Below are 14,902 nucleotides of genomic sequence, written 5' to 3' on the forward strand. Positions count from 1 at the left end.
TTATTATATATTAGGTAATTCTATTTGTCAATATACTAGAATGGTAGTATTAAATGGTTTTAGATAAAAATTTTTATGTTTTAAAAACATAAAAAAGCTAACGATATTATAAGTTAAATAAATCGTTAGCTTAACTTGTCTTTTTAGTAAAAGTTTATCACGGTGCTAACCGCCTGAAACATTTCCACTTCCAGCTTCAATTAACACAAGAATAAGTTTTGGGATAAGTTTCGCTAATGATCAGTGGGGTCAAAAACCCCCACTGATCATAGTCTCACTTTATAGATATACTTTCCCACCTTTCTCTGCACTTTCTATTGCTGCAAATACCATTTTCATACTATGAATGTTATCATTACAATCTGTTTCTGCTTGACGATTTTCTTCCAAAGCAGAAAACATTTCATCTAAGCAGCCAGCATGTTCTTCTTTTCCAGTCCAACTATTTGGTATCGTGCTTTTTTCCGTTTCTTTGAAAAAAGCTGTGTCAGCTGGCTTCTTGACGATTTCGGTTGTAAGATGTTCAAAACCGTCCCATTTAGCTGTCCCTTTCGTTCCGATAATTCGCCAATCCCCATTCCATGACGTTCGTAATCCTTCTGCTGCCCAGGAACCACGGAATGTAAAAACAGACCCATCTGCCATTTCAAATATACAAATAGCTGAAGCATTACCATTATACCATGACCCCGCCGGATTGAATTCATGACAATAGACGGAGATAGCATTACTATTCGAAATATATCTCGCCTGATCAAATGTATGTATTGCCATATCAACAATTAACGGATGATCCATTTGCTCACGAAATCCGCCGAAATGAGGACCTAAGTAGAAATCTACATCTAAAGTATGAACTTTCCCTAATCCATCACTTTCCATGAAATGGCGAAGGGATCTTATTTCTTTGAGATACCGTCGATTTTGCATGACACTATATGTTTTGTCTGTCCGTTCTGCTATTTTTTTCACTTCCAGAGCATCGTTTAAAGATTCTGCCATCGGTTTTTCACCTAATACATGACATCCAGCTTCAAGTGCTGTTGTAACAACTTGCTTATGAGCAGCTGGAATGGTCACATCGAAGACGAGATTTGCTCCTGTTTCTTTTATGGCTGCTGCTAGATCTGTAAAAATAGGTACGTGTAAGTTGCGTTGATCAGCCATTTTCTGAGCTGCTTCCTTATTGAGGTCGACCAACCCGACAATTGAGGCATTTTCACGTTGTTCCACGTAGTCCAACCAAACATTTGCCATACCGCCACATCCAGCAACTATAATGTGATGTTCTGTAGACATAGGCTCACCCCTTTACCACTCAATGATAACGGATTCATTCAGAGAATACTAGAATTTAGTATTCGCGAAATAAGTGTAGCTATCTCGCGAATACTCTGCATTATATTTCAATTGTAACGTTTTGTTTTCCAGCGTTTACGGATACTTTCTTATGACCGACAATTTCAATATGATAAGCTTTCTCGACACCAGTTGTCTGTACATGAATCTTATTAGCATTTCGTTCTGCTACAATTGAGCCAATCTCTTCCCCTTTTGCGTTAACAAGTGTTCGTTCCGCTGTTTGCTTATTTGATAACTGATAGATTTTAAAGGTTACACTATCCGTATAGTCATAAACAGGGTTTTCTTCACTTGTTCCTACCGGCAAAATGGTGTTCGGATTTACAAAAAGTGGCAGACTGAAGTAATCGTATCGTTCTTTTATCCATGTACCGCCATTCACTATTTCTCCAGTTAAAAGGTGTGTCCATCTACCTTCAGGCAAGTAAAAAGAGCCCATTCCTTCCTCATTGAAGATTGGTGCTACAAGAATGGAATCACCAAGCATATATTGACGATCTAATGTCTCACACAATGGATCATCAGGGAATTCTAACAACATCGAACGCATGACAGGGACCCCTGTTTGACTGTTTTCCACTGCTTGCCCATAAAGATAAGGCATTAAACTATTTTTCAACTTGGTAAAGTGACGCGCAACATCTACAGCTTCGTTATCAAAGTTCCATGGGACACGATAGGAAGAACTTCCATGAAAACGGCTATGGCTTGAAAGTAAACCGAATGCTGTCCACCGTTTGAATACATCCGGAGTGGCAGTATTTTCAAAACCGCCGATATCATGACTCCAATAACCAAAGCCTGAAGTAGTTAATGATAAACCGCCACGTAAACTTTCGGCCATCGCATCGTATGTCGAGTCACAGTCACCACCCCAGTGTACCGGGAATTGTTGTCCACCTGTAGTTGCTGATCGCGCAAATACAACAGCTTCCTCTTCACCTTTTTCATCTTTCAGTAAATCAAACACTACTTTGTTGTATAAATAAGCATAGTAGTTGTGCATTTTCTGTGGGTCTGATCCATCATGGTAAACAACATTAGTCGGAATCCGTTCACCAAAGTCTGTTTTAAAGGAATCCACACCCATATTCAATAATACCTTCAGCTTGTCTTGGAACCACTTGCTTGCATCCGGGTTCGTAAAATCAACTATACCCATACCTGCTTGCCATAAATCCCATTGCCATAGATCACCATTTGGCTTCTTTAATAAATAACCTTTTTCCATTCCTTCATCAAAAAGTACTGACTTCTGTGCAATATATGGATTGATCCAAACACAAATTTTCAGTCCTTTTTCTTTCAAACGCTTTAACATACCTTCCGGATCTGGGAAATTGCGACGATCCCAAATAAAGTTACTCCATTCGAATTCTTTCATCCAGAAACAGTCAAAATGAAAGACACTTAGTGGGATACCACGTTCTGCCATGCCATCAACAAAATGATTAACCGTTTCCTCATTATAGTCTGTCGTAAAAGAAGTGGATAACCATAATCCAAATGACCATGCAGGGGGTAAAGCAGGTTTTCCTGTTAATTCTGTATAACGACTGACTACTTCTTTTGGAGAAGGACCATGAATAAAGTAATAATCTAAATATTCTCCTTCAACACTAAACTGAGCGCGGGATACTGTTTCAGAGCCTAACTCATAGCTCACTTGTTCAGGATGATTGACAAAAACACCATATCCTTTACTACTTAAGTAAAACGGAATGTTTTTATACGATTGTTCTGAGCTTGTGCCTCCATCTTTGTTCCATATATCAACTGATTGACCATTTTTTACAAATGGCGTAAAGCGTTCACCTAAACCATAAAGGTGTTCTCCTACTCCAAGGCGTAATTGACCACGCATATATGTTTTATTTCCCGGCCCATTAATCCATGCAAGTCCTTTTCCATCAGAATCTGTTAATCTACCATTTGCATTTTCAAATGATAAAGCAAAATTTTGTTTGGAAATCTTCAATTTTAACGTGCCAGTTGTGAACGTCACATGTTCCTCTTCATCTTCCAACTGGATCGCGTTTTCCTGATTAAAAACTTCAAAATTTGGATATTTCGCTTTACCACCTTTGAAGTGCCATGTTTCGACACGAATCACTTCATCAACGGGTGATGAAATTTTAATCGTTAACAGTGGACCATCTAAAGTGTCTCCACGATGATTGAGATATTTACATGGTGCATATAAGGTCACCGAACCGTCTATTTCTTCCACTTCATGAATTAATTTTGGAAAATGTATTTCATACCCCTCTCTTACTAACCAATTACCGTCTGTAAACTTCATATTTTTCCCTCCTGTATTAAATTATTTAACTGCACCTTCAGAAATACCATCAATAATATATCTTTGTAGGAACATATATAAAACAATAATCGGAATCATCGCAATAACTAAAGCCGCTAATGCTAGATGCCATTGTGTGGAATATTCACCAAAGAAATAAAACGTTTTCAACGGAATCGTATACATACCTTCTTTGTTGATCACAAGTGATGGAAGTAAGTAATCATTCCAGAACCAGATCGCATTCAGAACAATAACGGTTACCGTCGTTGACTTTAACATGGGCAACATGATGTACCAATAAACTTGAAACCTATTACAACCATCAATAATCGCAGCTTCATCTAAAGCTTTAGGTATCCCTTTCATTGCACCTACGTATAAGAAAACCGCTAGACTAGATCCTAATCCTAGGTACATAATTGCTAAACCAGTTCGATTTAATAAATCTACTGCACCAAATAGCGAAACTAAAGGAATCATAATAGACTGAAAAGGAATTAGCATACAAATAGCAAACAAAAAGTAAATAGCTGAACTAGTTTTTCCTGGTTTGCGAGATAATGCATACGCTGCCATCGAAGTACAAATGACAATAATCAAGATACTTCCACCCGTTACTACAACGGAATTAAAAAACGTCAACAGGAAATCTAATTCAGCAAAAGCTGTCGGATAGTTTTCCAATGTTGGTGTTCCGGGAAGTCCTAAAGTACTCTCAAAAATATCTGATTTTGTTTTAATCGAATTAATGAATACTAGATAGAAAGGATATATCCACAATAAAGAGACAACAGCACCTATAAACATCATCGTATACTTATGTGTACGTTCTTTGTTTCTCATAGTTCTGTCTCCTTTTTACGAGTGATATAAAGTTGGATAACAGATATTAAAGTAATAATAATTAAGAAGACAATCGCTTTCGATTGCGCATATCCCATATCTTGTACTTTAAAAGCCGTATCATAAATATTCATGGTAGCCATCTCTGTTGATCCAAATGGTCCTCCATTTGTTAAGGCCATATTTTGGTCATATACTTTAAAAGCATTTGATAACGTTAAAAATAAACTTACCGTAAACGCAGGAATAATAAGTGGAAACTTAACCTTCCAAAAACTTTGCCATTTATTTGCTCCATCTATCGTTGCTGCTTCTAGCAGTTCTTTTGGAACATTATTCAAAAAGGATATATAAATAACCATGATATAACCACTCATTTGCCATACAAACAGGATTACCAATCCCCAAAAACCAGTTTCTGTGTCTGAAAGCCAACCTCTAAAAAACTCGATACCAGTCACATCTGCAATTCCTGTAAAAGCTTTTAAAAAGACGAATTGCCAGATAAAACCTAAAATAATCCCACCAATTAAGTTTGGCATAAAATAAATCGTTCGAAATAATGTACTTACTTTCCCTAATTTTTGTGTAACTAATAAAGCAAAAGATAATCCTAATACATTAATTCCGATGACAGAAGCTGCTGAAAAAGCTGCAGTAAATCCTAAGCTATAAAGAAACTGATCATCTGAAAATAACTTGATATAATTATCAAAACCTACAAACGACGTTACTTGAAAGCCATCGTATTCCGTGAAAGAATAATAAACACCTTGAAAGAAAGGTATGATTAACACGAGTAATAAGGCTAGCAGAGTTGGTAATAAGAACAACCAGTATGTGCGGTTTTTAAAATTCAATCTTCCCACTCCTTTAAACCATGTGTATGATGGAGCAAAAATACACTTTTGCTCCATCTTTCTTGGGGATCTTTAACGCATTTCTGAAAATGCATTGCTAGTTGCTTCCTTAAATTCTTCCCAGCTTTGTTGTTCACCTAGATATTTTTGAAACTCTGGATGTAACGCTTCAGAGAAAAAGCCATCAGGATACTGGTTATTTGCCCAAATTTTCCCTTTTTCATCTAATAAATACTGATATACTTCCGCTGATACTGGATCTGAAATGGAATCTGTATCATAACCTTCATGAGAAGGAACATATTTAAAATCCTCAACAATTAATTCTTTTCCTTTGTCAGAAGTATACATCCAATCGATAAATTTCTTAGACTCTTCTACTACTTCTTCATCATGCTCTTTATTAATACCCCAATACCATGACGGACCGGCAACAATTTTCCCTTCGGTATCTGAAGAAACAAAGAGAGGGAGAATTCCTAGTTTTTCTTGCGCAAAACTTTCGTCCATACTATTTAATGTTGGAACAATCCAGTTACCTTGGTGAATAATCGCAGCTCGATCATTTGCAAATAATTCTTCTACAGAAGTACTGTAGTCTAATGATAAAATAGGTTGATAGTTATACTGGTTAAATAAATCTGTATATTCTTTCATACGATCACCATATTCAAAATTCAGTTCATCTGATTCGAAAGCAGTCTTGACATCATTACCAAACTCCGGAGCCGTAAAATGACTTGAGAATTGACTGACGACCCAGTCCTCTTTTGCACTAAAGGCAAACACCGAATCTATACCTAATTCTTCTTTTTGAGAATCGATCGTTTCTACTGCTTCCACAAATTTGTCATAACTATCAATAGTTGACGGATCTACCCCTGCTCTTTCAAAAATATCTTTGTTAATCATCCAACCATATCCTTCAATATTTAAAGGAATTCCATATGGTGTACCATCCATAGAAGCACCCTCTAAAGTTCCGTCTATTGCAGTTTTAGCACTCTCCATATCTGATACATCTAACAAATACTCATTATATTTCTCTACATCCGACAGACCACCTAACAAAAAGATCGCTGGTGCTTCACCAGAAGAGAACTTAGCTTGTAATGCCGAAGGTGCATCTTGTCCACCACCAACTGTGGTTACATTAATTTTCACATTTTCATTTTCACTCTCATAAATATCGATTAAGTTATTTAGTTGATCCGTTGTTTCTACTTTTATATTAAACAAATCAACAACTACTTCATCCCCTTGACCTGATGACTCTCTGTTGTCACCGCTTTCATTTGAACTGCACGCAACTATTAAACTCATAGAAGCTAACATTATTAACGAAATAATTACTAATCTGAATTTCATCATTGACCTCCTTAGTTTTGATATCAATAGTTGATAGATTTGCTACCTTCTACTAATTTCACCTTTCTATGATTCGCGATGATGTACGTACATCATTCTAAGGTGAAAAAGTAGATGAATTACACAACGTAAAAGCGCATTCATCTTCAGGTAACTCATCTATTTATCTATATGATATATTAGAAAATGATGTACGTCAATCATTTTCCTGTTTATTAATTAAATTATTTGCATTATTGATATAATATTTTGCATTAGCCTTGGTTACGATTTCAGGTTTGACAATATATGAACTGGTATCGTTGATATTATCATCTAAAAAGTAGTTCATTATCTTTTTCAATGAAAAGTTAGCTTGTGCTACCGGATCTTGACAGATTGAAGCAGTGATAAGATCCGTTTGAAACGCATGATAAATAGTTTCGTTTATATCGTGGCCGATGATGACAGGCTTCTTCTCCCATTTCTCTACATTTGGGATAATCTTATCTAATAAACCACCAGCTACATAGATAGCATCTGCATCCAGCAACATTTCTTTATGGTTTTTTAACAATTTTTCTACTTGTTCCTCTTCGATATAAGCAGATGTATCGTACTTAATTTTCTGTAGTTGATAATTTACGTTCAATTTTTTAAAATAATCGGTAAACCCATTTTCTTTATTTTGCATTTGGAAGGTGTTTTCTTTTTCTCTTATAAATATTATATTTTGTGCGCTTCTACTAAATAAGTAGATTAGCTCTCCAGCCAGAAAGCCCGCATCATAATAGTCACTACCTACATATGCTATACGTTGACTATTTGGTACGTCTGTGTTTATGGTAAACACTGCTATATCTTCTTTTGTCGCTTGATCAATTATTTTTTCAAGTGGTTTCGTATCATGTGCCGCTATCACAATTCCTTGATATTGCTTCGAATCTACAATTTCCTGCAAATATTCTACTTGCTGATTTTCAGGCACTGTATGTACGCGATGGACATCGACTTTTAATCCGAACTCAGAATAAAGCATTGCTCCTTCTTTAATTTCAAAATCTAAGTCGTCCCAAAAATAATTTGGAAATACAGGAAGAATAAAGGCAATATTAATTACCTTTTGCGTTGCTAAGAATTTAGCTGCTCTATTCCGTTGATACCCTAACTCGTGAGCCTTAGATTTTACTTTCTGTATCGTCTTTTCACTTACCCCTTTCCTATTATTTAAAACTCGATCAACTGTAGCTGGAGATAAACCTAGTTCATCTGCTATCATTTTTGCTGTTACTCGCATTTGTTAGCCACCTCTATACAAGAATGTTTTACTTTTATGTAATCGTCCTCATTATTTACACTTTTTATCTGATTGTCAAGTTTTTCATAGGAATAAGAAAAACCGGGAAAGCCCACCCGGGCCTTTTCATTGACCAAAATAATATATCGATGGTATAAAGTAGTTATTTTGAGATGGATATTGGGCGTAACAACCGCTACGGCTTGCCCACTTCGCTTTCCGTGGGGCGTGTCTTCAGCTAACTTTTGTAAAGAAGATCGCTTTACAAAAGTGGATCTTCAGATCACGCTGATCCCACAGGAGTCGAAGTGGACGCCTACGCTAATTAATGCTCTACAATGAATGTACTCGCTGACATTCCAATTTTATTACACAGGTTAAGGAAGCTCGAGAAGTTAGCAGTCACAAACGTTGTAGAACAGTTTCATAGCTAAGGCCGTCCACTTCCACTCCTACGGGATGGTGGAAAGGGAAGTGGACAGCCGCAGCGATGGTTTCCTGTACAAGCTAACTTTCAAAATAACTACTGCATTTAACACAGTCATTGCGCTAATTTTCCATATAAAAAAAACTAACGATGAACCCATATCACCGTTAGTCGTACGTCGTAATCTATTAAGGACTCAAAATTAATGTATCTTTTGCTTTTATTTCTGTTTCACCTGTATATTTTTCACCCGTTAATAGATTTGTATAGGTCTCTTCACCTGTATGAAAGCTTGCTGGCTTATTATTATGATTCATTACAAATAAAATCTTTTCATCAGCTTTGTTTCGTGCTATAACTTCAACACCTTGTGCAGAATCTAATTCACCTTGTATATTTTTGTCAGCAGTAATGGTATCGACAAAGTCTTGGACAAATACTTGATCAGGACTAGAGGCGATATAGTATGCATGACCTTCTCCGTATTGATTTTTTGTTAGTACAGGCATTCCTTTATAAAAGTCTGAACCATATGTCGCCAGAACATCTGCACCTTCAGCATGAATCAGATCAAATAATATGTTGCATTTGTACTCGCCCGATAGTGACCCGACTTTGTCCTGCATGACAATCTCGTTATAATTAGATGGCTCTAATGCGTCAATTTCTTCAGCCCAAATTCCAACTAAATCTCTCAATTCTCCTGGATAACCTCCCAATGTGACAAGATCGTTCTCGTTAACGATGCCACTGAAGAAAGTGGTTACGAAGGTACCACCTTTTGCAACAAACTGCTTCAAGCGATCAGCATGTCCTTCTTTTACCATGTATAACACTGGCGCAATCACAATATCATAATCACTTAAATCTTCTTCCACACTTATCATGTCGACCGGAATATTCCGTTGATAGAAGGCATCATAATATTTATGCACTTCTTTTACATAATCTAGTGCTATGGAAGGTCCGCTTGATAATTGAATGGCCCAGCGATTTTCCCAGTCAAAGACAATCGCTACCCGTGCGTTCACACGACTATCGATAATTTTATCTTCTAATTGAGTGAGTTCTTTTCCTAATTCTGCCGACTCACGGAATACGCGTGTATGTTCATGCCCAACATGCTCAATCACAGCGCCATGATATTTTTCCGTAGCACCTCGTGAACGTCTCAATTGGAAAAACATCACTGTATCGGCACCATGTGCTACCGCTTGATAACTCCACAGGCGCATAACTCCCGGTCGTTTTAAGGCATTGTATGGTTGCCAATTTTGCTGGCTTGGTGTTTGTTCCATCAGCATAAACGGCTGACCACTTCGAAGACCTCGCATTAAATCATGGGTCATCGCTGTCATACTTTCTGGTGTATCAATCGATGGGTAGTTATCCCATGAAACGACATCCATCTCTTTCCCCCACTTGAAGTAATCAAGCTCTGGATACAGACCCATTAAATTCGTTGTTACCGCAAGATCTGGTGTATGTTTCTTCAATGCATCTCGTTCCAATTTAAACACATCTAATAAACTATCAGACTGGAAACGACGATAATCTAGTGAAATACCTTGGAAATTAGTGTTTTGTCCTCCTTGCCATTCTTCACTTAAACCATTTGGTGCCACAATCTCATCCCACTCGTAAAAAGTATGGCCCCAAAAACGTGTATTCCATGCTTTATTCACTACATCAAGTGTCCCATATTTGTCTTTCAGCCAGACCCGGAATGTTTTTTGACAGTTTTCACAGTAACAATAACCACCATACTCATTGGAAACATGCCAGATTAATACAGCTGGATGGTCCTTGTACCGTTCTGCCAATTTATCCGCGATTCGTTCTGCATATTTGCGATAGGTCGGACTGTTTGGGCAGGAGTTGTGTCTACCACCAAACAGCCTTTTTCTTCCTTCAAAATCAACCCGTCTGACATCCGGATAGTGTTTTGCCATCCAAGCCGGATGGGCCGCTGTACTTGTTGCAAGACAAATATAGACACCATTTTGGTATAAGCGATCGATTGTCTCATCAAGCCACGTGAAATCATAAGTATTTTCATCAGGCTGATTTAATGCCCATGAGAAGACATTAACGGTTGCCACATCAATCCCCGCAAGTTTAAACATTCTGATATCTTCGGTTACAGTCTCCTCATCCCATTGTTCTGGATTGTAGTCTCCTCCATACCAGATTTTTGGTAGTTTTTCATGGATCATTTTGGTTCCTCCTCTAACTATTTATGTATAGCAAGTATTCGACAGATCAATAATAAATTCCTCTACTTTATTTCGATTCGTTGTAAATTTATCACGGTGCTAACCGTCTGAAAAGTTTCGCTAATCAACCACCAACATTAAAACCGAGATCTTCAAACCAATCTCATCCCATAATAGATGAAGCCTGAGACCACTTAGGTGGAATCAGGCCCATCATATATCAGATTACTTTGTACCCCATAGTTCCATAACATCTAATGTTTTTTGTGTCATCAATTCATTTGCCTTTTCAATATTCATTGCTTCTAACTCTTCAATCATGGCATCCCATGCCGCATCAAAATCTGCTGGATCACCTAAAACAGCTTGTGTTATACGTTGCTCTGTTAAGTCGTCTGCTTTCTGCTGGATAATCTCTAAATCGCTTCCTGACTCGATAGTATAATTCGCCGCAGCACCATGTTTAGAAATTCCTAATTCTTCTGCTGGCGGGAACCAATCAATCCAGTTTTCCATATCATATTCGGCTACAACCTCTTTTTCGGCATCATTAAAGTTGTCAATAATATCTTGCTCAGAGTTTGGTGTGATCGGCTGACCGTTAGAGTCCACTGCTCCATTACCCCATTGTGGGAATGGATAGACATAATAGCCTACACCCGTTTCTTTCGCATAATCACTATCAGTATTCATTCTCTCACGGTCATCTTCGTGCATCACTCGTTTTCCGTCTACAATATCATAGTTTTCACCTTCAATTCCCCAGTTAACGAGGATCTGTGCTTCTTCGGAAGCCATCCAGTCTAAAAACTCGAATGCTTCTTCTTGATGTTCACTAGTGGAAGAAATGGAAATTCCCCAACCACCAGCAAAACCATAATCTTTTAGACCTTGTGACTTATACTCTTCACCTAACGTGACAGGAAGTGGTGCATATGTTCTCCACTCTTTTCCATCCGCTACAAGTGCTGCATCTGCGTCACCTATATTCCAATTTTGATCAGCAATACTTAGTACACGACCAGATGAAAGCTTCGAAATATAAGTGTCGTATGTGTGTGTAAATGACTCCGGGTCTAATAGCCCTTTATCATTCAAACCATTTAACCATTTAAAATATTCTTTTAATTCCGGTAACAAGAACTTGTAAGTTGTTTCACCAGTTTCATCATTTATAGCCCACTGCCCATCATCCGGTATGCCTGCAGCGAATCCTGCCGGGTTACCTACCGTAATTAACCAACGCCAATCACTACCTAATAATGATAATGGGATTGTTTTTTGCCCATCAATTTCTGGATACTTTTCATAGTATTCTGTTATCGCTGCTTCAAAGTCTTCTAAAGTTCGAATTTCAGGATATCCGAGTTCACGTAAGACATCTAATTGAATTTGGAAAGTACCACTTGTTTCCCAACGTGCTTCTTCCACACCATAAGTACCGACGTTATAGATACTTGGATCGTCTATTGAGTTGCGTAAGCGATCAAGTTGATCACCATACAAAGCTTTTAAGTTGTCACCTTTTTCCTCAATTAAATCATCTAATTTAATAATACCGCCGGCTTCAATTAGCTTTCCGATATCACCTTTTGCAAAAATTAAATCTGGGTAATCACCACTTGCAATCATTAATGGAATCGCTTCATCATTTCCACCAACCGGATAATCCATTTCCAGTTTGATGCCTGTTTTTTCTGTAATTTTTTGTGCTACTGGATCGTCAAACGATTTTTCTTCGCCATCAGCATTGAAATAAGTCAATGTCAACGGCTCATCACTTGATGAATCACTTTCATTCTCGTCTGTAGCACTGTCCTCCTCGCTGCTTGTATCTGTATCTGAATCATCACTACAAGCTGCTAAGAAAAGTACTGTAAACATGAATAATAAGGTTAAAAATAAGATGGATAGCTTTCTCTTCATGTTATTCCCCTCCGTTTTTAATAAATTTATATATTAATTTTCATTAATACCTAGCTTTTCACTGCACCTAGCGTTAGTCCTGTTACAAAGTATTTTTGCAGAAACGGATATACCATTAGGATAGGTACTGTTGCAATAATGGTAATCGCCATTTTAATCGATTGTGGATTGGTCTGACCTGCTATTACCTCGGCATTCTGTGAGGTAATATCCCCGCTTGAGATATTAGCATTATCTAATATCTTCATTAATTCAAACTGCAACGTCGTTAATGCCTCACTGCCTCTAGCATATAAATACGTATCAAACCAGCTGTTCCACTGCATAACTGCAAGGAATAACGCAATTGTTGCGATAACCGGCAAACATAGCGGGATAATAATTCTGGTAAAGATGACAAAATCATTGGCACCATCCATTTTAGCTGATTCCTCTAATGCTGTCGGTAAATTATCCATAAATGAGCGGATAATGATAACATTAAATGCCGAAATCAGCATTGGCCAAATATAAACACCAAAGTCATTAATTAAACCTAGCTGGCGAATTAGCATATATTCCGGTATTAATCCCCCACTAACAAACATCGTTAATACTAGTAAAAAACCGACTAAGCCATTAAAAACGAAATCTCTTCTGCTCAACACATAAGCAAGCATCGTACTGGCAATAATCCCTGTAAGGGTACCAACTACTGTTCTTAAGATCGACATAAAAAATGCTTGCAGCAGCCTATCATTACTGCCAAAAATCTCTTGGTAATTAGCAAGGGTAAAGTCACGTGGCCATATATGGATTCCACCTTTAGCTGTATCTACCGCATTATTTAACGATATTGCTAAAATGTTTAAGAATGGATACAGCGTAATGACTACTATGAAGAGCATAAAAATAGTTAAAATGATATCAAATGTTGTCCATTTTCTTTTTTGCATCGGTTGTGACACTCCTTTCTGCTAGAATACACGTCCTTCGCCTATTCGTTTCGCAAAGCCGTTACATATTAAAATAAGAATAATACTAATGACGGATTTAAAAATCCCGATTGCAGTACCGAATGAATATCGGAACATTCCTATACCATAGTCTAGTGCATATAAGTCAATGACTAACGCCTTTTCGGCGACTATATTGTTCCCTAATAGCATTTGTTTTTCAAAACCGATATTGATTAAGTTACCAATATTTAAAATTAGTAATACGATGATAACGGGACGAATACTTGGTAAAGTAATATGCCACATCTGTCGCCATCTACTGGCACCATCTACTTTCGCTGCTTCATAGAGCTGGGGATCGACACCAGCCATTGCCGCTAAATAAATGATTGCGTTCCAACCAGTCTCTTTCCAAACATCAGCAGCTGTTACAATTCCCCAAAACATATCAGGTTGTGCCATAAAGTTAATGGGGCTATCGAGAATACCTACACCAACTAACAGATTGTTGACAATCCCCTCTGGTGAAAGCATGGTAATCACGATATTGGCAACAATTACCCAAGATACAAAGTGAGGTAAATAAGATATCGTTTGTGTCCATTTCTTTAACGTTAAAAACCTGAGTTCATTGAGAAGTAAAGCAAATGCAATCGCTGATAAAGTACCAAACACCAGTCCTAAAATCCCCATTCCCAATGTGTTCTCTAATGCCCGATAAAACATCGGTTCATTAAAGAGGTCTTTAAAATGTTTGAATCCTACCCATTCTTGCTCAAAAATCCCTAATTGCGGTTTATAATCTTGAAATGCCATCACCCAGCCTGCAACTGGAATGTATTTAAAAATAACTAACCAAATAACAAAAGGAAAGGACATTAAGAATAACGCCTTTTGTTTACTCAACCTTTTCAAGAAGCCTTTATTGCCTGGATCTGGTCCGCGCTTCTTTCCTTTATATGAAGAAAAGCCTGGCTTCACTGGCGTTTGCAAAGGTGAGTGTGACTCAGGTAGATTTGGTTGTGCCTCTGCCGTATTGTTGATTCGACTCATTTTATCTCTCTCCTAACCTGTCAACCCTGTAATGAAAGCGTTTTTTAAGTTAATTCCATTATATTAGAAACCGTTTTCTCGAAAAACATGAGAAACAAGACATAAAAACCTGTAAAAATGAGAGATGGAGTTAAATACCTTTTTTGGTTGAAAATGAAAAGTGAATTACGCCCGTTCAATACAGATAAATTGATGAAAACATGCTCTAGAATCCGCCAAACATGATGTTCTAGTGGCGCTCATCACAATGATGTATTGTGGAAAGAACAACCAGTTATTCGCATAACGTTTTGAGTAATTTAACTAGTTTTTCGTGAACATCAAGTTT

Annotated in this window: 10 protein-coding genes; all 10 read right to left on the bottom strand. The window is 37.4% G+C overall.

All coding sequences use genetic code 11. The annotated features are described in order from the left end of the window. Positions 1-279: 279 nt before the first annotated feature. Positions 280-1,299, bottom strand: a complete 1,020-nt coding sequence (locus J5J03_RS04530) for a Gfo/Idh/MocA family protein (RefSeq protein ID WP_208586520.1) — start codon at positions 1,297-1,299, stop codon at positions 280-282. A gap of 100 nt (positions 1,300-1,399) precedes the next feature. Beyond that, positions 1,400-3,664, bottom strand: a complete 2,265-nt coding sequence (yicI, locus tag J5J03_RS04535) for an alpha-xylosidase (RefSeq protein WP_208586529.1) — start codon at positions 3,662-3,664, stop codon at positions 1,400-1,402. A gap of 21 nt (positions 3,665-3,685) precedes the next feature. Then, positions 3,686-4,510 carry a carbohydrate ABC transporter permease gene (locus tag J5J03_RS04540; RefSeq protein ID WP_018931102.1) on the bottom strand — a complete coding sequence of 275 codons (825 nt, stop codon included), beginning with the start codon at positions 4,508-4,510 and terminating at the stop codon, positions 3,686-3,688. After that, positions 4,507-5,370: a carbohydrate ABC transporter permease gene (locus tag J5J03_RS04545; protein WP_018931103.1), complete on the bottom strand. Its 864-nt coding sequence runs from the start codon at positions 5,368-5,370 to the stop codon at positions 4,507-4,509. The genes J5J03_RS04540 and J5J03_RS04545 overlap by 4 nt, the downstream gene beginning before the upstream one ends. Positions 5,371-5,442: 72 nt before the next feature. After that, a complete protein-coding gene (locus J5J03_RS04550; protein ID WP_208586533.1) occupies positions 5,443-6,738 on the bottom strand; it encodes an ABC transporter substrate-binding protein in 1,296 nt (431 codons plus the stop codon). A 196-nt stretch (positions 6,739-6,934) separates the two neighbouring features. Then, positions 6,935-8,014 carry a LacI family DNA-binding transcriptional regulator gene (locus tag J5J03_RS04555; protein ID WP_208586536.1) on the bottom strand — a complete coding sequence of 360 codons (1,080 nt, stop codon included), beginning with the start codon at positions 8,012-8,014 and terminating at the stop codon, positions 6,935-6,937. Positions 8,015-8,629: 615 nt separating this feature from the next. After that, positions 8,630-10,657, bottom strand: a complete 2,028-nt coding sequence (locus J5J03_RS04560; RefSeq protein WP_208586538.1) for a beta-galactosidase — start codon at positions 10,655-10,657, stop codon at positions 8,630-8,632. A 225-nt stretch (positions 10,658-10,882) separates the two neighbouring features. Further along, positions 10,883-12,583, bottom strand: coding sequence for an ABC transporter substrate-binding protein (locus tag J5J03_RS04565; protein ID WP_208586540.1), 1,701 nt, complete (start codon positions 12,581-12,583; stop codon positions 10,883-10,885). A 50-nt stretch (positions 12,584-12,633) separates the two neighbouring features. Continuing rightward, on the bottom strand, positions 12,634-13,518 hold the full coding sequence (locus tag J5J03_RS04570; RefSeq protein ID WP_208586542.1) for a carbohydrate ABC transporter permease: 885 nt from the start codon (positions 13,516-13,518) through the stop codon (positions 12,634-12,636). Positions 13,519-13,539: 21 nt separating this feature from the next. After that, positions 13,540-14,400: an ABC transporter permease gene (locus J5J03_RS04575; RefSeq protein WP_231710610.1), complete on the bottom strand. Its 861-nt coding sequence runs from the start codon at positions 14,398-14,400 to the stop codon at positions 13,540-13,542. Positions 14,401-14,902: the final 502 nt, after the last annotated feature.

It is taken from the genome of Gracilibacillus suaedae, from assembly GCF_017599345.1.
GTDB classification, from domain to species: domain Bacteria; phylum Bacillota; class Bacilli; order Bacillales; family Amphibacillaceae; genus Gracilibacillus; species Gracilibacillus suaedae.

Excerpts from the sequence above, each read along its gene's own strand:
- yicI (WP_208586529.1), bottom strand. The coding sequence starts at position 3,664 with ATGAAGTTTACAGACGGTAATTGGTTAGTAAGAGAGGGGTATGAAATA.
- J5J03_RS04550 (WP_208586533.1), bottom strand. The coding sequence starts at position 6,738 with ATGAAATTCAGATTAGTAATTATTTCGTTAATAATGTTAGCTTCTATG.
- J5J03_RS04575 (WP_231710610.1), bottom strand. The coding sequence starts at position 14,400 with ATGTCCTTTCCTTTTGTTATTTGGTTAGTTATTTTTAAATACATTCCA.
- J5J03_RS04560 (WP_208586538.1), bottom strand. The coding sequence starts at position 10,657 with ATGATCCATGAAAAACTACCAAAAATCTGGTATGGAGGAGACTACAAT.
- J5J03_RS04540 (WP_018931102.1), bottom strand. The coding sequence starts at position 4,510 with ATGAGAAACAAAGAACGTACACATAAGTATACGATGATGTTTATAGGT.
- J5J03_RS04565 (WP_208586540.1), bottom strand. The coding sequence starts at position 12,583 with ATGAAGAGAAAGCTATCCATCTTATTTTTAACCTTATTATTCATGTTT.
- J5J03_RS04530 (WP_208586520.1), bottom strand. The coding sequence starts at position 1,299 with ATGTCTACAGAACATCACATTATAGTTGCTGGATGTGGCGGTATGGCA.
- J5J03_RS04555 (WP_208586536.1), bottom strand. The coding sequence starts at position 8,014 with ATGCGAGTAACAGCAAAAATGATAGCAGATGAACTAGGTTTATCTCCA.
- J5J03_RS04570 (WP_208586542.1), bottom strand. The coding sequence starts at position 13,518 with ATGCAAAAAAGAAAATGGACAACATTTGATATCATTTTAACTATTTTT.